At 62.2% G+C, this 22,002-nt stretch carries 15 protein-coding genes and 1 other RNA gene; 8 read left to right on the top strand and 8 right to left on the bottom strand.

What is annotated here, in order from left to right; genetic code table 11:
- Positions 1 to 295: 295 nt before the first annotated feature.
- The 6 genes from AC2CQI_RS29290 to AC2CQI_RS29265 all read right to left on the bottom strand — a co-directional run bounded on the left by AC2CQI_RS29290 (position 296) and on the right by AC2CQI_RS29265 (position 9,783).
- Positions 296 to 1,378 (bottom strand): type I restriction endonuclease, encoded by a 1,083-nt coding sequence (locus tag AC2CQI_RS29290; RefSeq protein ID WP_484578652.1) that lies wholly within the window; start codon positions 1,376 to 1,378, stop codon positions 296 to 298.
- A 168-nt stretch (positions 1,379 to 1,546) separates the two neighbouring features.
- Positions 1,547 to 1,643: signal recognition particle sRNA small type (ffs, locus tag AC2CQI_RS29285), an RNA gene on the bottom strand.
- 327 nt (positions 1,644 to 1,970) lie between these two features.
- Positions 1,971 to 4,328 carry an NAD-dependent DNA ligase LigA gene (gene ligA, locus AC2CQI_RS29280; RefSeq protein WP_484578651.1) on the bottom strand — a complete coding sequence of 786 codons (2,358 nt, stop codon included), beginning with the start codon at positions 4,326 to 4,328 and terminating at the stop codon, positions 1,971 to 1,973.
- 224 nt (positions 4,329 to 4,552) lie between these two features.
- Positions 4,553 to 5,431, bottom strand: a complete 879-nt coding sequence (zipA, locus tag AC2CQI_RS29275; RefSeq protein ID WP_484578650.1) for a cell division protein ZipA — start codon at positions 5,429 to 5,431, stop codon at positions 4,553 to 4,555.
- Between the two features lie 201 nt (positions 5,432 to 5,632).
- Positions 5,633 to 9,121, bottom strand: a complete 3,489-nt coding sequence (gene smc, locus AC2CQI_RS29270) for a chromosome segregation protein SMC (RefSeq protein ID WP_075802569.1) — start codon at positions 9,119 to 9,121, stop codon at positions 5,633 to 5,635.
- A gap of 2 nt (positions 9,122 to 9,123) precedes the next feature.
- Positions 9,124 to 9,783: a GntR family transcriptional regulator gene (locus AC2CQI_RS29265; RefSeq protein ID WP_075802570.1), complete on the bottom strand. Its 660-nt coding sequence runs from the start codon at positions 9,781 to 9,783 to the stop codon at positions 9,124 to 9,126.
- A 403-nt stretch (positions 9,784 to 10,186) separates the two neighbouring features.
- On the opposite strand from AC2CQI_RS29265, the gene xdhA reads away from it, so the two are divergent.
- From xdhA to guaD, 4 genes are all read left to right on the top strand, one after another.
- Positions 10,187 to 11,641, top strand: coding sequence for a xanthine dehydrogenase small subunit (gene xdhA / locus AC2CQI_RS29260; RefSeq protein ID WP_484578649.1), 1,455 nt, complete (start codon positions 10,187 to 10,189; stop codon positions 11,639 to 11,641).
- Complete coding sequence (xdhB, locus tag AC2CQI_RS29255) at positions 11,634 to 14,033, top strand: xanthine dehydrogenase molybdopterin binding subunit (protein WP_484578648.1); 2,400 nt, start codon at positions 11,634 to 11,636, stop codon at positions 14,031 to 14,033. Before xdhA ends, xdhB begins: the two co-directional genes overlap by 8 nt.
- 150 nt (positions 14,034 to 14,183) lie before the next feature.
- A complete protein-coding gene (xdhC, locus tag AC2CQI_RS29250; RefSeq protein ID WP_484578647.1) occupies positions 14,184 to 15,029 on the top strand; it encodes a xanthine dehydrogenase accessory protein XdhC in 846 nt (281 codons plus the stop codon).
- Between the two features lie 10 nt (positions 15,030 to 15,039).
- Positions 15,040 to 16,347 (top strand): guanine deaminase, encoded by a 1,308-nt coding sequence (guaD, locus tag AC2CQI_RS29245; protein ID WP_484578646.1) that lies wholly within the window; start codon positions 15,040 to 15,042, stop codon positions 16,345 to 16,347.
- Positions 16,348 to 16,493: 146 nt separating this feature from the next.
- Here the strand turns inward: guaD and AC2CQI_RS29240 are convergent, their stop codons facing one another.
- Positions 16,494 to 17,264: a GntR family transcriptional regulator gene (locus AC2CQI_RS29240; RefSeq protein WP_075802575.1), complete on the bottom strand. Its 771-nt coding sequence runs from the start codon at positions 17,262 to 17,264 to the stop codon at positions 16,494 to 16,496.
- A gap of 468 nt (positions 17,265 to 17,732) precedes the next feature.
- Between AC2CQI_RS29240 and AC2CQI_RS29235 the strand changes: the two genes are divergently transcribed.
- The gene (locus AC2CQI_RS29235; RefSeq protein WP_484580683.1) at positions 17,733 to 18,968 is read left to right on the top strand and encodes an NCS2 family permease; all 1,236 of its coding nucleotides are present in this window, start codon (positions 17,733 to 17,735) and stop codon (positions 18,966 to 18,968) included.
- Positions 18,969 to 19,241: 273 nt separating this feature from the next.
- Here AC2CQI_RS29235 and uraH read toward each other — a convergent pair whose 3' ends face one another.
- Positions 19,242 to 19,595 (bottom strand): hydroxyisourate hydrolase, encoded by a 354-nt coding sequence (uraH, locus tag AC2CQI_RS29230; protein ID WP_009396156.1) that lies wholly within the window; start codon positions 19,593 to 19,595, stop codon positions 19,242 to 19,244.
- 386 nt (positions 19,596 to 19,981) lie between these two features.
- Here uraH and puuE point away from each other — a divergent pair, with 386 nt between their 5' ends.
- The 3 genes from puuE to AC2CQI_RS29215 all read left to right on the top strand — a co-directional run bounded on the left by puuE (position 19,982) and on the right by AC2CQI_RS29215 (position 21,998).
- Positions 19,982 to 20,911 carry an allantoinase PuuE gene (gene puuE / locus AC2CQI_RS29225; RefSeq protein ID WP_075802577.1) on the top strand — a complete coding sequence of 310 codons (930 nt, stop codon included), beginning with the start codon at positions 19,982 to 19,984 and terminating at the stop codon, positions 20,909 to 20,911.
- The gene (gene uraD, locus AC2CQI_RS29220) at positions 20,908 to 21,423 is read left to right on the top strand and encodes a 2-oxo-4-hydroxy-4-carboxy-5-ureidoimidazoline decarboxylase (protein WP_484578645.1); all 516 of its coding nucleotides are present in this window, start codon (positions 20,908 to 20,910) and stop codon (positions 21,421 to 21,423) included. The genes puuE and uraD overlap by 4 nt, the downstream gene beginning before the upstream one ends.
- Positions 21,424 to 21,494: 71 nt before the next feature.
- Positions 21,495 to 21,998 carry an ureidoglycolate lyase gene (locus tag AC2CQI_RS29215; protein WP_075802579.1) on the top strand — a complete coding sequence of 168 codons (504 nt, stop codon included), beginning with the start codon at positions 21,495 to 21,497 and terminating at the stop codon, positions 21,996 to 21,998.
- Positions 21,999 to 22,002: the final 4 nt, after the last annotated feature.

Raw genomic sequence — 22,002 nt, 5'->3', positions numbered from 1 at the left:
CTTCAAGTATCTCAACTCCCTCCCGGAACATAAGCTGACCAGCAACTCCACATTTTTCCGATGGACAAGTATGGCGCGCGACCCGATCAGTAGACACCCAAAGATCCGGATTCGCCAAGGCAGTATTGACGACCACCAACAATGCGAACGCAGCCAAGACACTGAGCTGACGGGGGTGTTGAAAATTTGTTCCTCTGATCACACTCCAACCTCTTGCTTGGTGAACAAGAACTAAATATCAGCGCAGTAAGCAGAGTGATTGCTTTTCACGACCATCGCTCTGGCCTGTGGAAGCTTACTCGTATAAAGAAATAGTTCCCTTTAGCTGCTCTGCAAAACCGTAAATATCATCAACCGACTCAATCGGATGTCGCGTTTCTTTTTTCTCTGGATCAAAAATACCAATATATTTCTGACCTCTATTGAAGTGCAAACGGCATATCGGCTTACGATTATTATCATCAAGCAATATCCCAAAATAGCTTTGAGTATCACGATGAACAATCCGCTTCGCATCAACAATGGCACGGACAATTGCCTTGACGATATGGAATCCCTCCAATTCCTCTAGCGTCGTCTGAATACGGTCCTCACCACTGTCTACAGCCGACTCACTTTGGGCTTCTGCCTGGACAGGAGCCATCGCAAATGAAAGCTCCGGAGCCCCACTCATCGCCGACTTCAAGCGATCATTTACCTGGTCACCCAAAAACTGAATAGCAGCCTTTCGCGTCAGGGAGGTGAACTGGTCCCTGACCTTCTGAGTGATCATTCCTTCATAGACCCGAGACGCAAAGAACTTAACAAAGTCCTCATTAGGCTGACTGAACTGAGCAGCCATCTCTTTCTTGATCTGCCCAACATACTTCAACTCCCCCGCCGCGTTGATAATCGAATCAACATCAAATGCGGACTTGGTAAGCTTCTGAAGCTCAGGAAGCGCATGCTCATCCACATCAAGCAGATCGAGTTCCAGAAACGGCTTCTCGTCCATCTTGTTGGGCGCATCAAGGTCGGTGAAGAATTTATAAACCTGACCGTTAGTCAGAATCGAGATACGAGCACTGGTGACATGGAAATACCGGAAAAGCTGGCTCGCGTGATTGATATTCAGCGGCTCACCAATCTTCTTACACTCGATCAAGATCTGGATTTCGCCCCCTTTGCGGATGGCGTAGTCGATCTTCTCACCCTTTTTCGTGCCGACGTCGCACACATACTCAGGCGTCACCTCGGACGGGTCGAAGACGTCGTACCCAAGGACGGAGCTGATGAAAGGCATGACAAAGGCGATCTTGGTCGCCTCTTCTGTCTGGATTGCGAGTCCTTGCTGGCGGATCTTTGCCGATAACGCGTTCAGTCGCTCTACGAATTCCATATCTAGCTCCTTGCACAGAAGCCTCATCGTAGTAGCAGCGTCACGCTGCTGGCAATTGCAAATCACAGGGAAACGAGCACCCCAAATAAACGGGCGCAAGAGAAATGGACGTAGAAGCGAGGAGATACAGCAGCTGAGGCGATTTTCCAACCCCAGAAATGGAGGCAGCCCCAGCAGCCACACCCCGGCACACAATGTTCCCGCTATGGCTGCTCCCTTCCGGGCCTGACCAGGTTTACGGGTAATCGTTGCGGGGGGACCGATGGGGCCACCATTACGCAGCTCGCCATCTGGTGACGAGCCGCGCCATTGTACCGGTCTTAGGCAGAGTTACAACCTTTGGGTGAGAAAAAATCATCATTTCTCAAGGACTTGTCCGAAGCCAGGGGCCAACTGCGGGTCTTTTTGCAATGGGTGACGACGCTGTCGGAGAGCCTGAGCGCCAGTTGTGTCAGGCATACCGAAAGGGGGGCTGACTGTGAGGTCGGCGGAGCGCTGCGATTACGAGGCTAAATTCACCGACGCAATCGCTGGCAAGCCAGCTCCCACAGGGTCCGCGTCGCCCATGGGAACGCGGACACCGCGAGGGGTCTTAGATAGCGATGCCCTGCCCCGCCAGAAACTCGATGAACGCATCCTCATCCAGCACCTTGACCCCCAGCTCATTGGCCTTGGTCAGCTTGGACCCCGCACCCGGCCCCGCCACAACACAATGCGTCTTGCCCGAGACCGAACCCGCCACTTTGGCACCCAGGCTTTCCAGCTTGTCCTTGGCGATATCCCGGTTCATGCGCTCCAGCGTACCGGTGAGCACCCAGGTCTGGCCGGCCAGGGGCAGACCTTCGGCAACCTTTTCCTCGCTGGTCCAGTGCATGCCGAACTCCAGCAACTGCGCTTCGATCGCTCGGGCCAGGTCGCGGTTGGCCTCGATGAGGAAGAATTCGCGCACCGCTTCGGCTTGCTTGGCCGCCAGGGCCTGGCGCAGGTCGATGCCGTCGGCGGCGAAAATCGCGTCCAGGCTGTCGAGCTTGGCCACCAGCTTTTCCGCGCCAGTCGGGCCGACAGAGGAAATATCCAGCTTGGCAATCAGGCCAGCCAGGGTGGTGCTGCGGGCGAACTCGGCCGCCAGGTCGCCTTCGTCCTGCAGGACCATGCCGCAGTCCAGCAGTTGCTGGATGACGCTGCGGTTGTGCTCGTCCTCGAAGAAGTTGTGAATCTCGTACGCCACTTCCAGCCCGATATCCGGCAGGTAGGTGAGCACCTGCGGCAAGGCCTTCATGACCCGCTGCAAGGAGCCCAGCGAGCGAGCAAGGACCTTGGCGGTCTCTTCGCCAACATCCGGAATACCAAGCGCGTAGATGAAGCGAGCAAGGCTCGGACGCTTGCTGGCTTCGATGGCAGCCAGGAGCTTGTTGCTGGACACCTCGGCAAAGCCTTCCAGCTCGACCACCTGCTCGAAGGTGAGCCGGTAGAGGTCCGCCGGAGAGGCAATCAGACCTTCATCCACCAGTTGCTCAACGCTCTTTTCACCCAGACCTTCAATGTCCATAGCCCGACGCGAGACGTAGTGGATGATCGCCTGCTTGAGCTGCGCGGCACAGGCAAGACGGCCGACGCAGCGATACACGGCACCCTCACTGACGGTTTCCTTGCCCTTGCTGCGCTTGACCAACTGCGTGCGCTCGACCTGTGAACCACACACCGGGCATTCGGTAGGAATCTGCACCGGCCGCACCGCCTCGGGGTCGCGGCGCTCCAGCACCACCTGCATGACCTGCGGGATGACGTCGCCAGCACGGCGGATGATCACGGTGTCGCCGATCATCACGCCCAGGCGCGCGACTTCGTCCATGTTGTGCAGGGTGGCGTTGGCGACGGTGACGCCGGCGACCTTGACCGGCTTGAGCCGCGCCACCGGGGTGACGGCGCCGGTGCGGCCGACCTGGAATTCGACGTCGAGGACTTCGGTGAGCTCTTCCATGGCCGGGAATTTGTGGGCGATGGCCCAGCGCGGTTCGCGGGCGCGGAAGCCGAGCTCGCGCTGCGAGGCGAGGCTGTTGACCTTGAAGACCACGCCGTCGATTTCATACGGGAGGTCGTTACGCCGGGCGCCGATGTCGTGATAGTAGGCCAGGCATTCTTCGATGCCGGCGGCGTGCTTGAGCTCGCGGCTGATGGGCATGCCCCAGGCCTTGAGCTGTTCGAGGATGCCGATATGGGTGTCGCCCACCGGTGCGGACACCTGGCCGATGCCGTAGCAGCAGAATTCCAGCGGGCGGCTGGCGGTGATCTTCGAGTCGAGCTGGCGCAGGCTGCCGGCGGCGGCGTTGCGCGGGTTGGCGAAGGTCTTGCCGCCGAGCTCGGCCTGGGAAGCGTTGAGCTTTTCGAAACCGGCCTTGCTCATGAAGACTTCGCCGCGCACTTCGAGCACGTCCGGCCAGCCTTCGCCCTGCAGCTTGAGCGGGACGTTGCGGATGGTGCGGACGTTGACACTGATGTCTTCGCCGGTGGTGCCGTCGCCGCGGGTGGCGCCCTGGACCAGTTGGCCGTTGCGATAGAGCAGGCTTACGGCGAGGCCGTCGAGCTTGGGTTCGCAGCTGTAGTCGACCGGGGCGCCGCCGCCGAAGAGGTCGCCGGCCGGGAGGTCGAGGCCTTCGACGACGCGGCGGTCGAATTCGCGCAGGTCGGTTTCCTCGAAGGCGTTGCCGAGGCTGAGCATGGGGATTTCATGGCGGACCTGGGTGAAGGCCGAGAGCGCCGTGCCACCGACGCGCTGGGTCGGGGAGTCCTCGGTGACCAGCTCCGGGTGCTCGGCTTCCAGGGCCTGGAGTTCGCGGAACAGGCGGTCGTACTCGGCGTCGGGGATGCTGGGTTCGTCGAGCACGTAGTAGCGATAGTTGTGCTGGTCGAGTTCGGCGCGCAGTTCGAGGATTCGGGTTTCGGCATTCATGGTTCTGGGTCTCTTGCTATGAAGAGCAGTCGGGCGATGGTCGGTTGAAATGGAAAACCAGAGAACGGCGCTGACCCTGTGGGAGCTGGCTTGCCAGCGATTGCTGTGGTGAATTCACTGCCGCTATCGCTGGCAAGCCAGCTCCCACAGGGTTCATCGGTGCTCGCACCAGCGCAACAAGCACAAGGGCCGCTAAGCGGCCCCTGTGGTATCAACTGCGTGTTTCAGCGTTTCTGGGTCAGCGCGCGGCGCTCGAATTCGACGATGCGCTGGCGGTAGTGTTCGATGGTCTGCGCGGTCATGACGCTGCGCTGGTCATCCTTGAGTTCGCCATTGAGTTCGTGGGCCAGCTTGCGTGCGGCAGCCACCATCACGTCGAAGGCCTGCTTCGGATGACGCGGGCCCGGCAGGCCGAGGAAGAAGCTGACGGCACGGGTGCTGAAGTGATCGATGTCGTCCAGATCGAAGACGCCCGGCTTGACGGCGTTGGCCATGGAGAACAGGACCTCGCCATTGCCGGCCATGCTTTCGTGACGGTGGAAGATGTCCATCTCACCGAAACGCAGGCCGCTTTCCAGGATGTTCTGCAGCAGCGCCGGGCCCTTGAAGCCACCTTCGTCACGGGAGATGACGCTGATCACCAGCACTTCTTCAACCGGTGGCAGTTCCTTGCCTTCAGCCGCAGTGCCGTAGCCGGTGGTCGTGGTGGTGCGGGTGTTCTCGGCCGGGAAGTCGTCTTCTTCATCGGCGAACAGGTCCGGCTCGCGCTCGCGCGGTTCGGCGCTGAGGTTGAGGTCGCCCTGTTGCGGCTCGCCGCGCTTGCCACGCTTGCTGGCCTTGCCCGCCTTGGGCTCGCGAGCCGGGGCGCTCATCGACGGCAGGTCGTCCTCGTCGAGTTGCGGCTCCTGGTGCGTATCCAGCACGCGGGACGGGCCGAGCACTTCGGCGTTGCTTTCTTCGTCAGGAAGATTGGAGAAACTGCGGTCCAGACGGAATTTCAACTTGCCCTTGCCACCGCGCATGCGGCGCCAGCCGTCGAAGAGAATACCGGCGATAACTATGATGCCGATGACGATCAGCCATTCGCGCAGACCGATTTCCATGTAATCCCGTGCCTCTGTAAAAAATGCTGAAAAATAAAAGGGTTAAAACCCTTTAAAACGTGGCGCCAACTCTATGTTCTGACTGACGTTTTACCCACGCACGAAAAATTGACATTAAGCTAGCACGACCAAAGATAACTTTACACCGTCTATGACACTTGACCGGTGCATTTGCCCGAAGATCGTGCACTGATTCCCCTCTCAGGCGTCGACCATGGCCATCGCCTCCTCCACATCCACCGCCACCAGCCGCGAACAGCCGGGCTCGTGCATGGTCACCCCCATCAGTTGATCGGCCATCTCCATGGCGATCTTGTTGTGGGTGATATAGATGAACTGAACGGTCTGACTCATCTCTTTCACCAGTCGCGCGTAGCGGCCGACGTTGGCATCGTCCAGCGGCGCGTCGACTTCATCGAGCATGCAGAACGGTGCCGGGTTCAATTTGAAAATGGCAAATACCAGGGCCAGGGCCGTCAGCGCTTTTTCACCGCCGGAGAGCAAATGAATGGTGCTGTTCTTCTTGCCCGGCGGGCGCGCCATGATCGTCACCCCTGTATCGAGTAAATCTTCGCCCGTCAGTTCCAAGTAAGCGCTGCCACCACCGAAAACTTTCGGGAAAAGTGCCTGCAATCCGGCATTTATCTGATCGAAGGTATCCTTGAAGCGGTTGCGGGTTTCCTTGTCGATCTTGCGAATGACGTTCTCGAGGGTGTCCAGGGCTTCCACCAGGTCGGCGTCCTGGGCATCCAGATAGCGCTTGCGCTCGGATTGCTGCTGGTATTCCTCGATGGCCGCGAGGTTGATCGCGCCGAGACGCTGAATACGACCGTCAAGGCGCTCCAGTTCGGCTTCGGCCTCCTGCTCGTTGGCTTCCGCGGTCAGGGTGGCGATCACGCCGTCGAGGTCGTAGCCGTCGGCGTGCAGTTGTTCGTGCAGGGTCTTGCGCCGCACACTGAGGCCCTGCCATTCCATGCGGTGCTGTTCGAGCTGGCCGCGCAGCAGTTGTGATTGCTGCTCGGCCTGGCTGCGGCGCTTCTCGGCGTCGCGCAGTTCGCGGTCGGCGTCTTCCATATGCAGGCGCGCCTGACGCATTTCCTCGTCGACGCTCATGCGTTTTTCCAGCAGCTCTTCCAGCTTCAGGCGCAGCTCTTCCAAGGGGGCTTCGCCCTCCTCCAGGTTGAGGCTGAGCTGCTCGCGCTTTTCGGTGAGGCGTTCGGATTGCAGCTCCAGGCGCTCGAGGGCCTGGCGCGTGGAGTCGTGCTGGGCGCGCAGCGAGCCAAGGCGCACGGCGAGCTGGTGGGCGTGGTCCTTGTGCTGGCGGGCTTCCTGGCGAACGCGGTCGAGGTGCTCGCGCAGGCCGTCGCGCTTGGCCAGCAGCAGCTCGCGCTGTTCGGTGTCCTGGGCCATGAGGTCCAGGGACTCCTGCAGGATCAGCCGGGATTCGCCCAGTTGCTCCTGTTCGATGGAGCGCTGTTCGGCGGCTTCGGTGAGTTCGTCTTCGAGACGCTGGCGACGCAGGTTGAGCTGTTCGGCGCGGGCCTTGCCGGCGGACAGCTTGGCTTTCAGTTCGCCCTGTTGACGAGCCTCTTCCTGAGCCCGGCGACGCAGTTGCTCGCGGCTGTCTTCGAGATGACGCTGCTGCTCGCGGACATCGTTCAGTTGCTCGTCGAGCTGGGCCAGACGGGCTTCCTGCTCTTCCTGCTCCAGCCCGAGACGCTCCAGCTCCTGACCACGGGCCAGCACGCCGCCCTGGGCATCGCTGGCGCGGCTGACCCGCAGGAAATGCCGGCCGACCCAGTAGCCATCACGGCTGACCAGGCTTTCGCCCTCGCCCAGTTGGGCACGCTGCGCCAACGCCTGGTCCAGGGTTTCCACCGGACGCACCCGGCCCAGCCATGGCGCCAGGTCCACCGCGCCCTCGACCTTGTCCAGCAGGCTGCCCGGCAGGCGGGGCGCGCCGGCCTTGGCGTCGAGCAGGCGCAGTTCGCCCTGGTCGAAACCGTCGAAGGCCAGCCCGTCGAAGCCATCCACCAGCACCGCTTGCAGATCGGCGCCGAGCACGGTTTCCACCGCCAGTTCCCAGCCGGATTCGACCCGCAGGCCCTCGGCCAGACGCGGGCGCTGTTCCAGGCCATGCTCGCGCAGCCACTCGGCGGCGCCCTTGCCCGGTTCCAGCGCGGCTTGTTGCAGGGCTTCGAGCGAGGCCAGACGCCCGCCCAGGCGCTGCAATTCGCCCTGGGCCTGCTGCTGGGCCTGGGTGGCCTGCTGCAGTTGCTCACGCAGCGTGTCGAGACGCTCCGCAGCCTGTTGTTCTTCCAGTTGCAGGTCTTCCAGCACAAGTTCGCTGCTGGCGACCTGTTCGGCCAGTTCGAGGATGGCCGCGTCTTCCGGGTCGGCGCTGAGCTGGTCACGCTCTTCATTCAGCTTGCGCTGGCGCTCGGACAGCCGCTCGATACTGTTTTCCAGTTGCTGGATCCGCGACTGCTGCACCTCGGCCTGACGCCGCGGTTCGGCGGAGCTGGAGTTGAAGCTGTCCCACTGCTCCTGCCAGCCGTGCATGGTGGTTTCCGCTTCCTCAAGGGTCGCGGAGGCTTCCTCGGCGGCGGCCAGGGTCATTTCCTGTTCCGGCTCGAGCATTTCCAGCTCTTCGCCGAGGGTCGCCAGCAGCGTGCGGTCGTGGCCGAGGTGGGATTCGGTTTCCTGGCGCGAGCGCTCGGCTTCCTTGAGGTCGTCCTGCAACTGGCGCAGGCGCTGCTGGCCGTGCTGGATGCTCTGCTCGATCCGGGCGATATCGCCGCCCACCGAATAGAAGCGGCCTTGCACCAGATTGAAGCGCTCGGACAGCTCATGGTGCCCGTCACGCAGCCTTTCGATGCTCGCGTCGGCGTTGCGCTGATCGGCCACCAGTGCCTCAAAGGACACTTCCTGGTCGCCGATCACGCTTTCGCGCTGACGCACCTGCTCGTCCAGCGCGCGCCAGCGCAGGGCCGACAGTTGCGCCTTGAGCTGGCGCTCCTCGGCCTTGTATTCCTTGTATTTCTCCGCCGCCTGGGCCTGGCGGTGCAGGCGCTCCAACTGGCGCTCCAGCTCTTCGCGCAGGTCGGTCAGGCGCTCGAGGTTTTCCTGGGTGCGGCGGATGCGGTTCTCGGTTTCGCGGCGGCGCTCCTTGTACTTGGAGATGCCTGCGGCTTCCTCGATGAAGTTGCGCAGCTCTTCCGGCTTGGCCTCGATCAGCTTGGAGATCATGCCCTGCTCGATGATCGAGTAGCTGCGCGGCCCCAGGCCGGTGCCGAGGAAGATGTCGGTGATGTCCCGGCGCCGGCACTTGGTGCCGTTGAGGTAGTAGGTGTTCTGCCCGTCGCGGGTGACCTTGCGACGGATCGAGATCTCGGCGTAGGCGGCGTATTCACCCACCAGGGTGTTGTCGCTGTTGTCGAAGACCAGCTCGATGCTCGCCTGGCTCACCGGCTTGCGGCTGGTGGAGCCATTGAAGATGACGTCGGTCATCGACTCGCCGCGCAGGTTCTTCGCCGAGCTTTCGCCCATCACCCAGCGCACCGCGTCGATGATGTTGGACTTACCGCAGCCATTGGGCCCGACCACGGCGGCCATGTTGCTGGGGAAGTTGACCGTGGTCGGGTCGACGAAGGACTTGAAGCCCGCCAGGCGGATGCACTTGAGGCGCATGGTCAGTCAGTCACCAGGGCCGAGAGCACCAGTTCGCAGCTGCGGCTGCAATAGGTGCTGAGCACTTCGCGGACCTGGCCCAGGTCGCGGGCGACCACGGCCTGCAGCAACTGCGCGAAGAGCACGAGGAAGTCGTTCATTTCCGCCTTGCGTCGGTCCAGCGCCAGGTAATAGGCACGGCTCATGGCCGGCTGGAGGTTCTCGACGGTTTCCTGCAGGTACGGGTTGTTGGCGAAGGGATAGGCGGCGCGCATCACGGCGAAGCTTTCTTCGACGAAGGCCTGGATGTCCTTGCGCTCGCAGGCGCTTTTCAGGCGCTGCTGGATGGCCAGGAACGGCGCCAGGTCGGCCTGGGTCTGGTAGCCGGTGGCCACGGTGTTGCCGAGCAGGATGTACAGCTCGCCCATCAGCGCGCAGAGGCTGCGCAGGTGGTGCTCGTTGAGCACGGTCACGTGGGCGCCACGGCGCGGCAGGATGGTCACCAGGTGACGGCGTTCGAGGATCAGCAGGGCTTCGCGCACCGAGCCGCGGCTGACATTCAGGGCCTGGGTGACCTTCTGTTCCTGGATGCGTTCGGCAGGCTTGAGTTCACCCCGGATGATCCGCTCGGCCAGGTAGTGGGCAATTTGCTCGGAGAGGCTGTCCGGCGCCTTGAACGTCATGGTTTTCCTTCGCAATCGTTGAACGGCTAAAAACCCGGAAGTGTACCGCAAATGCCGGGTGTCAGCATGAAAGGCGCCGTCAACTCGCACGAGCGTTTGCTGTCTGGCGTACGACTTTTCATGCGATTAAGCGCATTCCTCAGCGTACGCCCAACTCCCCGCGAAGGTTTCAGTCAAGGCTAGTCGATGATTGGGCATGTTGCTTGCAGCTGTTCACTCATCCATCTCAGGGTTTTCCTACATGATCAGTGCTTAACTGAAGACAGGGGAAAGCGCTGCGGATGACCGACCGTGGAAAATTTCCTGACCCTTAGGTCAGAAAATCATTGACCGGAAAGTCAAGGCTGAATACATTCCGCCTCAGTCCGCTCAACAACAATAAATTCGCTTGTGAGGCCCTTCCGTGATCCAGTTTCTCTTGAACCAGGAATTGCGCAGTGAGCATGCCCTGGACCCCAACATGACGGTGCTTGAGTACCTGCGTACGCACCTGGGAAAAACCGGTACCAAGGAGGGCTGCGCCAGCGGTGACTGTGGTGCCTGCTCGGTGGTGGTCGCCGAGCTCGATGCCAATGCCGACGGCAGGGAGAGCCTGCGCTATCGCAGCCTGAACTCCTGCCTGACCTTCGTTTCCTCCCTGCACGGCAAGCAATTGATCAGCGTCGAAGGCCTGAAGCACCAGGGCCAGCTGCACAGCGTGCAACAGGCCCTGGCCGACTGCCATGGCTCGCAGTGCGGCTTCTGCACCCCGGGCTTCGTCATGTCGCTGTTCGCCCTGCAGAAGAACAGCGACGCCCCGGACCTGCACAAGGCCCAGGAAGCCCTGGCCGGCAACCTCTGCCGCTGCACCGGCTACCGCCCGATCCTCGCCGCCGCCGAACAATCCTGCTGCCAGGCCAAACCTGACCAGTTCGATGCCGCCGAGGCGCAGACCATCCAGCGCCTGAAAGCCATCGCCCCGAGCGAAACCGGCGAGCTGAACAGCGGCGACAAGCGCTGCCTGGTGCCACTGACCGTGGCCGACCTGGCCGAGCTCTACGGCTCGCATCCGGAAGCCCGGCTGCTGGCCGGCGGCACCGACCTGGCCCTGGAAGTGACCCAGTTCCACCGCACCCTGCCGGTGATGATCTATGTGGGCAACGTCGCCGAACTGAAGCGCGTCGAACACTTCGACGACCGTATCGAGATCGGCGCCGCCACCCCGCTGACCGACTGCTACGAAGCGCTGAGCGCCGAGTACCCGGACTTCGGCGAGCTGCTGCACCGCTTCGCCTCCCTGCAGATCCGCAACCAGGGCACCCTCGGCGGCAATATCGGCAACGCCTCGCCCATCGGCGACTCGCCGCCCCTGCTGATCGCCCTCGGTGCGCAACTGGTGCTGCGCAAGGGCGACAGCACCCGCACCCTGAAGCTGGAAGACTATTTCATCGACTACCGCATCACCGCCCGCCAGGACAGCGAGTTCATCGAGCGCATCATCGTGCCGAAGGCCCGCAACAACTGGACGTTCCGCGCCTACAAGGTGTCCAAGCGCCTGGACGACGATATCTCGGCGGTGTGCGCGGCGTTCAACCTGCGCATCGAGAACGGTGTGATCGAGCAGGCCCGGGTCGCCTTTGGCGGCATGGCGGCGATCCCGAAACGTGCCCGCGCCTGTGAAGCGGCGCTGACCGACAAGCCGTTCAACCAGGCGACCCTTGAGAAGGCCTGCCAGGCCCTGGCCGAGGACTTCACCCCGCTCTCGGACTTCCGCGCCAGCAAGGAATACCGCCTGCTGGGCGCGCAGAACCTGCTGCGCAAGTACTTCATCGAACTGCAAACACCGCACATCGAGACCCGGGTGACCGCTTATGTCTAACCATCATCACGTGGCCAAGAGCCAGGCCGAATTGGCCGAACTGTTCAGCCAGGACCTGACCACCGGGGTCGGTCGCAGCGTCAAGCACGACAGCGCCGACAAGCAGGTGTCCGGTGAAGCGGTGTATATCGATGACCGCCTGGAATTCCCGAATCAACTGCACGTCTATGCCCGTACCGCCGACCGTGCCCATGCGCGGATCCTCAAGGTCGATACCAGCCCGTGCTACGCCTTCGAGGGTGTGCGCATCGCCATCACCCACGAGGATATTCCCGGCCTCAAGGACATTGGCCCGGTGGTCGCCGGCGACCCGCTGCTGGCCAGCGACAAGGTGGAGTTCTTCGGCCAGCCGGTGATCGCCGTGGCCGCCCGCGACCTGGAGACCGCACGCCGTGCGGCGATGGCGGCGATCATCGAGTACGAGGACCTGGAGCCGGTACTCGACGTGGTCGAGGCCCTGCGCAAGAAGCATTTCGTGCTCGATAGCCACACCCACCAGCGCGGCGACTCGGCCAGCGCCCTGGCCAGCGCCCCGCACCGCCTGCAGGGCACCCTGCACATCGGCGGCCAGGAACACTTCTACCTGGAAACCCAGGTGTCTTCGGTGATGCCCACCGAAGACGGCGGCATGATCGTCTACTGCTCGACCCAGAACCCCACCGAGGTGCAGAAGCTGGTGGCCGAGGTACTGGACGTGCCGATGAACAAGATCGTCCTCGACATGCGCCGCATGGGTGGCGGTTTCGGCGGCAAGGAAACCCAGGCGGCCAGCCCGGCCTGCCTGTGCGCGGTGATCGCTCGCATCACCGGCCAGCCGACCAAGATGCGCCTGCCGCGGGTCGAAGACATGACCATGACCGGCAAGCGCCACCCCTTCTACGTCGAATATGACGTGGGCTTCGACGACAGCGGCCGCCTGCACGGGATCAACTTCGACCTGGCCGGCAACTGCGGTTATTCGCCGGACCTGTCCGGCTCGATCGTCGACCGCGCCATGTTCCACTCCGACAACGCCTACTACCTGGGCGATGCCACGGTGCACGGTCATCGCTGCAAGACCAACACCGCGTCGAACACCGCCTACCGCGGCTTCGGTGGCCCGCAGGGCATGGTCGCCATCGAGGAAGTGATGGACCGCATCGCCCGCCACCTGGCGCTCGATCCGCTGGAGGTGCGCAAGGCCAACTACTACGGCAAGACCGAGCGCAACGTCACCCATTACTACCAGACCGTCGAGCACAACATGCTCGAAGAGATGACCGCCGAGCTGGAGGCCAGTGCCGACTACGCCGAGCGCCGCGAGTCGATCCGCCGCTTCAACGCCAACAGCCCGGTGCTGAAGAAGGGCCTGTCGCTGACCCCGGTGAAGTTCGGGATCTCGTTCACCGCCACCTTCCTCAACCAGGCCGGTGCGCTGATCCATATCTACACCGACGGCAGCATCCACCTGAACCATGGCGGCACCGAGATGGGCCAGGGCCTGAACACCAAGGTGGCGCAGGTAGTGGCCCAGGTGTTCCAGGTGGATATCGACCGTATCCAGATCACCGCGACCAACACCGACAAGGTGCCGAACACCTCGCCGACCGCAGCTTCCAGCGGTGCGGACCTGAACGGCAAGGCGGCGCAGAATGCGGCCGAGATCATCAAGAAGCGCCTCGTCGAGTTCGCTGCGCGGCACTACAAGGTGACCGAGGAAGACGTCGAGTTCCGCAACAACCATGTGCGGGTGCGGGAGGAAATCCTCACCTTCGAAGCGCTGATCCAGCAGGCGTATTTCGCCCAGGTGTCGCTGTCCAGCACCGGCTTCTACCGCACGCCGAAGATCTTCTACGACCGCAACCAGGCGCGGGGCCGGCCGTTCTACTACTTCGCCTTCGGTGCGGCGTGCTGCGAGGTGATCGTCGACACCCTGACCGGCGAGTACAAGATGCTGCGCACCGACATCCTGCATGACGTCGGCGCCTCGCTGAACCCGGCCATCGATATCGGCCAGGTCGAGGGCGGTTTCGTCCAGGGCATGGGCTGGCTGACCACCGAGGAACTGGTGTGGAACGCCAAGGGCAAGCTGATGACCAACGGCCCGGCCAGCTACAAGATCCCGGCGGTGGCGGACATGCCGATCGACCTGCGGGTGAAGCTGGTGGAGAACCGCAAGAACCCCGAGGACACGGTGTTCCATTCCAAGGCCGTGGGTGAGCCACCGTTCATGCTCGGGATTGCGGCGTGGTGTGCGATCAAGGACGCCGTGGCGAGCCTGGCGGATTATCGCGAGCAGCCGAATATCGATGCCCCGGCTACACCGGAGCGGGTGTTGTGGGGTTGTGAACAGATGAGAAAGAAGGTGGCGCAGCAGCAGGCCTCGGTCGAGGTCGAGGCGGTCACCGAGTAACAGGCTGGCCTGTTTGTGAAGGCTGCTGGCCCTATCGCTGGCAAGCCAGCTCCCACAGGTATCGCGTACACCGCCGAACCTTGTGGGAGCTGGCTTGCCAGCGATGAGGCCAGCACAAGCACCACAAGATTCCTGGAGAGGACTCACATCATGCACCAATGGATCAACGCCCTCGCCGACCTGCAAGCCCAGGGCGAGCCCTGCGTCCTGGTGACCATCATCGAGGAGCGCGGCTCGACCCCGCGCAACGCCGGTTCCAAGATGGTGGTCAGCGCCTTCCAGCTGTTCGACACGATCGGCGGCGGCCATCTGGAATTCAAGGCCATGCACATCGCCCGGCAGATGCTCGCCGAAGGCCGCGAATCCCCGCACCTCGAACGCTTCAGCCTCGGCGCCAGCCTCGGCCAGTGCTGCGGCGGCGCCACCGTGCTGCTGTTCGAACCCATGGGCGCGGTCCAGGCCCAGATCGCGGTGTTCGGCGCGGGCCATGTCGGCCGCGCTCTGGTACCCTTGCTCGCCGCCCTGCCCTGCCGGGTGCGCTGGATCGATTCCCGCGAGCAGGAGTTCCCCGACACGCTGCCCGCCGGGGTCAGCAAGATCGTCGCCGAAGAGCCGGTGGACGAGGTCGACGAACTGCCCCCGGGCAGCTACTGCATCGTCATGACCCACAACCATCAGCTCGACCTGGAACTGACCGCCGCCATCCTCAAGCGCAATGACTTCACCTGGTTCGGCCTGATCGGCTCGAAGACCAAGCGCGCCAAGTTCGAACACCGCCTGCGCGACCGCGGCTTCGATGCCGAACGCATGCAGCGCATGCGCTGCCCGATGGGCCTGGCCGAGGTCAAGGGCAAGCTGCCGATCGAGATCGCCGTGTCCATCGCCGCCGAGATCATCGCCACCTACAACGCCAGTTTCGGCCAGCACAACCCGGCCGTGAACGCCGAACCCATCGCCCAACTGCTGCCGCCGTCGCGGCGCAGCCACGCCATTTGACGAGACCGTTATGAGCGCAACCCGCAAAGCCTACCGTTCCGCCATCCTGCACAGCATCGCCGACCCCGCCGAGGTGGGCATCGAGGCTTCCTTCGAGTATTTCGAGGACGGCCTGCTGGTGGTGGACAACGGCAAGATCAGCCGCGTCGGCCACGCCGCCGACCTGCTGCCGACCCTGCCCGCCGATATCGAGGTGGAGCACTACCACGACAAGCTGATCACCCCGGGCTTCATCGACACCCATATCCATTTCCCGCAGACCGGCATGATCGGCTCCTACGGCGAGCAGTTGCTGGACTGGCTGAACACCTACACCTTCCCGTGCGAGAAGCAGTTCGCCGACAAGGCCCATGCCGACAAGGTGGCGAAGATCTTCGTCGAGGAACTGCTGCGCAACGGCACCACCACCGCCCTGGTGTTCGGCAGCGTGCACCCGGAATCGGTGAACGCCTTCTTCGAGGAAGCCGAGCGCCTCGACCTGCGGATGATCGCCGGCAAGGTGATGATGGACCGCAACGCCCCGGACTACCTGACCGACACCGCCGAGTCGGGCTATGCCGAAAGCAAGGCACTGATCGAGCGCTGGCACGGCAAGGGCCGCCTGCACTACGCGGTCACCCCGCGCTTCGCGCCGACCAGCACACCGGAGCAACTGCAACTGGCCGGGCAACTGCTGAGCGAGCATGACGGCCTGTACATGCACACCCACCTGAGCGAGAACCTCAAGGAAATCGACTGGGTGAAATCGCTGTTCCCGGAGCGCAGTGGTTACCTGGATGTGTACGACCACTTCAAGCTGCTCGGCGAGCGCTCGGTGTTCGCCCATGGCGTGCACCTGTGTGATGCCGAGTGCCAACGCCTGGCGGAGACCGGGTCGGCGGTGGCGTTCTGCCCGACGTCGAACCTGTTCCTCGGTAGCGGGTTGTTCAACCTGCCGCAGGCCGAGCAGTTCAAGGTCAAGGTGGGCCTGGGGACCGACGTTGGTGCCGGCACCAGCTTCTCGCTGCTGAATACGCTGAACGAGGCGTACAAGGTGATGCAGTTGCAGGGCGCGCGGTTGCATCCGTTCAAATCGCTGTACCTGGCGACCCTGGGTGGCGCGCGGGCTCTCAGTCTGGATGACAAGATCGGTAGCCTGAAGGCCGGCAACGATGCGGACTTCGTGGTGCTGGACTACAAGGCGACGCCGTTGCTGGATTACCGCCTGCAGCAGTCCAACAGTATCGAGGAGACCCTGTTCGTGCTGACCACCCTGGGTGACGACCGCACCATCAGCCAGACCTTTGCGGCGGGCGTCTGCGTCCATCAGCGAGGCTGAACACTGAACCTGTGGGAGCTGGCTTGCCAGCGATAGCTATGGTGAATTCACCACTGCAATCGCTGGCAAGCCAGCTCCCACAGGGTTACTCATTGCCCACAAAAAAGGGGCTCATTCATGAGCCCCTTTTCGCATCTGTGCAGTTTTCAGCCCTTGGCTGACACCGCCCCGCCGCGCTTCTTGCTCTGCAACAAATGCGAAAACACCGCATGCAGATCATCCGAAGCACTTTCCTCATCCAGGTTCAGCTTGCTGTCGATGTGGTCCATGTGGTGCATCATCAGGTCCACGGCCTTGGCCGCATCCCGCGCTTCCAGGGCATCGATCAATTGCATGTGCTCGTCATAGGAACAATGCGAGCGGTTGCCGCTTTCGTACTGGGCGATGATCAGCGAGGTCTGCGACACCAGGCTGCGCTGGAAGCTGATCAGCGGCGCATTGCCCGCCGCTTCGGCCAGCTTGAGGTGGAACTCACCGGAAAGACGGATACCGGCACCACGATCGCCACGGGAGAAGCTGTCGCGCTCCTCGCGGACCATCTCGCGCAGTTCGTTCAGTTGCTCGGCAGTGGCGTGCTGGATCGCCAGCTCGGTGATCGCGCGCTCGACCATGCGACGGGAGAAGAACACCTGGCGCGCTTCCTCGACCGTCGGGCTGGCCACCACTGCACCGCGATTCGGCCGCAGCAGGACCACGCTTTCATGGGCCAGGCGGGACAGGGCGCGGCGAATGATGGTGCGGCTGACGCCGAAGATCTCGCCCAGTGCTTCCTCACTCAACTTGGTACCCGGGGCCAATCGCTGTTCGAGAATGGCTTCGAAGATATGCGCGTAGACAATATCGTCCTGGGTGCCGCTGCGACCGCCGGTCTTGCCGGCTCGCGGGGCTTTCTTGAGGGGTTGTAACTGTTCGTTCATGGGCACTCGCGCACGAAGATTCACCTATCGGGCCTCGACTGTAATACCAGCCAGTGGGGCGATGGCAAGTCCTGGGTAGAAAAATGACGGCATAAGGTATTGCCGCATTGTACACAGCAATCGGCATTTCTGCAGGCGCCATCATTCGTTATAGCCCTTGTGACAAACAAACTGCGCACATCCAATAAAACAGTATTTGCATTCTTTGTATACAAAAGCATAATCCACCGGGCAACTTCCTGACCCAAAAGTCAACTCGCGGTCCGGAGTCGCCGACAACCTTCCCTCGCAGAGCCCCCAGTGATCGTGCAGGACCAGCTCTGAAAAACAAGAAAGACTTGAGGAGTACACGCTGTGGAAAGCCGCAAATCCGACGCCCCTACGCTGGATCTTGCTCCACCGCTCGAAACGAGCTGGCTGGAACGGATTTTCAAACTCAAGCAACACGGCAGCACCGTCAAGACCGAGATGATCGCGGGCCTGACGACCTTCATCACCATGGCCTACATCATCTTCGTCAACCCCAACATCATGGCCGATGCCGGCATCGATCACGGGGCGGCGTTCGTCGCCACCTGCATCGCCGCCGCCCTTGGCTGCCTGTTGATGGGGCTGTACGCCAACTGGCCGGTGGGCCTTGCCCCGGGCATGGGCCTGAACGCCTTCTTCACCTATACCGTGGTCGGGACCATGGGCTACACCTGGGAAGCCGCGCTGGGCGCGGTGTTCGTCTCCGGGGTGCTGTTCATGTTCCTGACCCTTTCCCGCGTGCGCGAATGGCTGCTCAACAGCATCCCGGTCAGCCTTCGCCACGCCATGGGCGCCGGCGTCGGATTGTTTCTCGGACTGATCGGCCTTAAAACCGCGGGCATCGTCGTCGACAGCCCGGCCACCCTGATCAAGCTCGGTCACCTCAACGAGCCCGGTCCGCTGCTCGCGGCGCTGTGCTTCCTGATGATCGCGGTACTCAGCTACCACCGGGTGTTCGGCGCAATCCTCATCAGCATCATCACCGTGACCCTGGCCGGCTGGGGCCTGGGCCTGGTGGAATACGGCGGAGTGTTCTCGCTGCCTCCGAGCCTGGCACCGACCTGGATGGCCATGGATGTGGCCGGGGTGTTCAACGTCAGCATGATCGCCGTGGTCCTGGCCTTCCTCTTCGTGCATATGTTCGACACCGCCGGCACCCTGATGGGCGTGGCGCAACGTGCCAACCTGGTGAATGCCGACGGGCGTATCGAAAACCTGTCGCGGGCGTTGAAGGCGGACAGTGCCTCGAGCGTGTTCGGTGCCGTGGTCGGTGTGCCGCCGGTGACCAGCTATGTGGAAAGTGCCGCGGGCGTCGCGGCAGGTGGTCGTACCGGTTTGACGGCGGTGGTGGTCGGCTTGCTGTTCGTCGCGGCGATGTTCTTCGCCCCGCTGGCCGGCATGATCCCGGCCTATGCCACCGCGGGTGCGCTGATCTACGTGGCGATGCTGATGATGGGCAGCATGGCCCATATCGAATGGGATGACGCCACCGACAGCATTCCGGCGATCGTCACGGTGATCATGATGCCGCTGACCTTCTCGGTCGCCGACGGTATCGCCCTGGGCTTCATCACCTTCGTGGTGCTCAAGGCCTTCACCGGCAAGCACAAGGAGATCTCGGCCAGCCTGTGGGTGCTGTGTGCGATCTTCATTGCCAAGTTCATCTTCCTGTAAAGGGCAGATACTGGGCAGAGAGCCTCACCTTCGGGTGGGGCTTTTTTGTGGATCAGACACTGCAAACCAGGTAGGAGCGTGGCTTGCCCGCGAAGGAGTGCGAAGCGCTCCCGAAAATGGTGCTGCCATCGAAATCCTGGGACCGCTGCGCGGTCCTTCGCGGGCAAGCCACGCTCCTACGGGGCCTTATACAGCCTTTGAAAAACAGCAGACGAAAAAAAGCCCGCCAGTGTGAGCGGGCCAAAGACCTACGAAGATTCTTCTAGCGACCAACTAGCTTCCGCGATAGGTCGAGTAACTGTAAGGCGAGATCAGCAGCGGTACGTGGTAGTGGTCCTGCTTGTCGTTGATGCCGAAACGCAGCACCACCACATCCAGGAACGCCGGTTCCGGCAGTTGCACACCACGGGCGCGGTAGTAGTCGCCAGCGCTGAATTGCAGCTGGTACACACCGCTGCGGTAGTCATCGCCCTGCAGCAGCGGCGCGTCGACCCGGCCGTCGCTGTTGGTCAGCGCGGTGGTCACCAGCTCCAGCTGCTGGCCTTCGACCCGGTACAGCTCGACCTTGATCGAGCTGCCAGGGCAGCCATGTGCGGCATCCAGTACATGCGTGGTCAAACGTCCCATTGCTCGATCGCCTCTTGTTCACTCTATGGGCAAAAAATACCCGCCTGCACCAGAGGGAAACACGGCAGCAAGCGGCTGTGAAAGCATTAAGACACTTTATCGAAAAATTGTACACAATTTTTCTGGCAATTTTACGATTCAGCGCTACGGGCCGCCGTGAATCCCCCATTAGTCGCAAAGCCAGGGCCCATAACGACGCCAACGTCATTAGCTGACCAATCAGGCAGGTTTCTTGCTAGGCATATAGAGGCACGCACGACGAAGAAATGGAAAAAAACAGGCTTACAAATCGTAAATAAAGTTGTATACAATTGCTTCATCGTCGTGGCCCAACGCAACCTGCGCATTCGCCACCCCCGCATTCACGTACAAGAAGGAAGACTGCAGTGAGCGCTGATTATCCTCGCGACCTGATCGGTTATGGCAATACCCCTCCCCATCCGCACTGGCCGGGGAATGCGCGCGTCGCGTTGTCTTTCGTGCTCAATTACGAAGAAGGTGGCGAGCGCAACATCCTCCACGGTGACAAGGAATCCGAAGCCTTCCTGTCCGAGATGGTCGCTGCCCAGCCGCTGCAGGGCGCGCGCAACATGAGCATGGAATCGCTCTACGAATACGGCAGCCGCGCCGGCGTGTGGCGCCTGCTCAAGCTGTTCAAGGACAGCGGCGTGCCACTGACCATCTTCGCCGTGGCCATGGCCGCCCAGCGCCACCCGGACGTGATCCGCGCCATGGCCGAGGCCGGCCACGAGATCTGCAGCCACGGCTACCGCTGGATCGACTACCAGAACATGGACGAGGCCCAGGAGCGCGAGCACATGCTCGAAGCCATCCGCATCCTCACCGAACTGACCGGCGAGCGCCCGGTCGGCTGGTACACCGGCCGCACCGGCCCGAACACCCGCCGGCTGGTGATGGAGGAAGGCGGCTTCCTCTACGACAGCGACACCTACGACGACGACCTGCCCTACTGGGAACCGAACAACCCGACCGGCAAGCCGCACCTGGTGATCCCCTACACCCTGGACACCAACGACATGCGCTTCACCCAGGTCCAGGGCTTCAACTGCGGCGAGCAGTTCTTCCAGTACCTGAAGGACGCCTTCGACGTGCTCTACGAAGAAGGCGCCACCGCCCCGAAAATGCTCTCCATCGGCCTGCACTGCCGCCTGGTCGGCCGTCCGGCACGCCTGGCTTCGCTCAAGCGCTTCATCGATTACGCCAAGAGCCATGACCAGGTCTGGTTTGCCCGTCGCGTGGACATCGCCCGCCACTGGCACGCCACCCACCCTTTCCAAGCCGAGATTTCGAAATGACCGCTTTCAAGACCCTGACCCCTTCGTCCCTGGACCGTGCCGCATTCATCGAGGCGTTCGCCGACATCTACGAGCACTCGCCGTGGGTGGCCGAGAAGGCCTACGACCTGGGCCAGCTCGGCGAAGTGGACCAGATCGAGAACCTGCACCAGCGCATGAGCGACATCCTCCTCAGCGCCGATCACGCCGCCCAGCTGGCGCTGATCAACGCTCACCCGGACCTCGCCGGCAAGGCCGCGATCAAGGGTGAACTGACCGAGTCGAGCACCAACGAGCAGGCCGGCGCCGGCATCCACCAGTGCACCGCCGAAGAGTTCGAGCGCTTCACCTCGCTCAACGACGCCTACAAGGACAAGTTCGGCTTCCCGTTCATCATGGCGGTCAAGGGCAGCAACCGGCACCAGATCCTCGCCGCCTTCGAAACCCGCATCCACAACGATGCCGAAGCCGAGTTCAAGGAAGCCCTGGCGCAGATCAACCTGATCGCCCTGTTCCGCCTGCTGCAACTGTAAGACCCGCGCCGGCCCGGCCGGCGCCACACAGCCTGACGATTTGAACAACACAGAATTCAGAGAATAAAAGCATGCGTACTCTAGTGATCGAGCCCCTGACCAAAGAAGCCTTCGCCCCCTTCGGTGACGTGATCGAAACCGACGGCAGCGACCACTTCATGATCAACAACGGCTCGACCATGCGCTTCCACAAGCTGGCGACGGTGGAAACCGCCCAGCCGGAAGACAAGGCGATCATCAGCATCTTCCGCGCCGACGCGCTGGACATGCCGCTGACCGTACGCATGCTGGAACGCCATCCGCTGGGCAGCCAGGCTTTCATCCCGCTGCTCGGCAACCCCTTTCTGATCGTGGTCGCGCCAGTTGGCGATGCACCTGTATCAGGTCACGTCCGTGCCTTCATGAGCAATGGCAGGCAGGGCGTCAATTACCATCGCGGCGTCTGGCACCACCCGGTGCTGACGATCGAAAAGCGGGATGACTTCCTGGTGGTTGATCGCAGTGGTTCCGGCAACAACTGCGACGAGCATTTCTTTACCGAGGATGAGCAGCTGATCCTCAATCCCCACCAATAAGAGA

This window comes from Pseudomonas sp. P2S-1 (genome assembly GCF_057197725.1).
Note: the sequence above shows the minus strand (reverse complement) of the source record. Positions and strands in the feature narration are given on the sequence as shown.

Excerpts from the sequence above, each read along its gene's own strand:
- AC2CQI_RS29290 (WP_484578652.1), bottom strand. The coding sequence starts at position 1,378 with ATGGAATTCGTAGAGCGACTGAACGCGTTATCGGCAAAGATCCGCCAG.
- ligA (WP_484578651.1), bottom strand. The coding sequence starts at position 4,328 with ATGAATGCCGAAACCCGAATCCTCGAACTGCGCGCCGAACTCGACCAG.
- zipA (WP_484578650.1), bottom strand. The coding sequence starts at position 5,431 with ATGGAAATCGGTCTGCGCGAATGGCTGATCGTCATCGGCATCATAGTT.
- smc (WP_075802569.1), bottom strand. The coding sequence starts at position 9,121 with ATGCGCCTCAAGTGCATCCGCCTGGCGGGCTTCAAGTCCTTCGTCGAC.
- AC2CQI_RS29265 (WP_075802570.1), bottom strand. The coding sequence starts at position 9,783 with ATGACGTTCAAGGCGCCGGACAGCCTCTCCGAGCAAATTGCCCACTAC.
- xdhB (WP_484578648.1), top strand. The coding sequence starts at position 11,634 with ATGTCTAACCATCATCACGTGGCCAAGAGCCAGGCCGAATTGGCCGAA.
- xdhC (WP_484578647.1), top strand. The coding sequence starts at position 14,184 with ATGCACCAATGGATCAACGCCCTCGCCGACCTGCAAGCCCAGGGCGAG.
- guaD (WP_484578646.1), top strand. The coding sequence starts at position 15,040 with ATGAGCGCAACCCGCAAAGCCTACCGTTCCGCCATCCTGCACAGCATC.
- AC2CQI_RS29240 (WP_075802575.1), bottom strand. The coding sequence starts at position 17,264 with ATGAACGAACAGTTACAACCCCTCAAGAAAGCCCCGCGAGCCGGCAAG.
- AC2CQI_RS29235 (WP_484580683.1), top strand. The coding sequence starts at position 17,733 with ATGATCGCGGGCCTGACGACCTTCATCACCATGGCCTACATCATCTTC.
- uraH (WP_009396156.1), bottom strand. The coding sequence starts at position 19,595 with ATGGGACGTTTGACCACGCATGTACTGGATGCCGCACATGGCTGCCCT.
- uraD (WP_484578645.1), top strand. The coding sequence starts at position 20,908 with ATGACCGCTTTCAAGACCCTGACCCCTTCGTCCCTGGACCGTGCCGCA.
- AC2CQI_RS29215 (WP_075802579.1), top strand. The coding sequence starts at position 21,495 with ATGCGTACTCTAGTGATCGAGCCCCTGACCAAAGAAGCCTTCGCCCCC.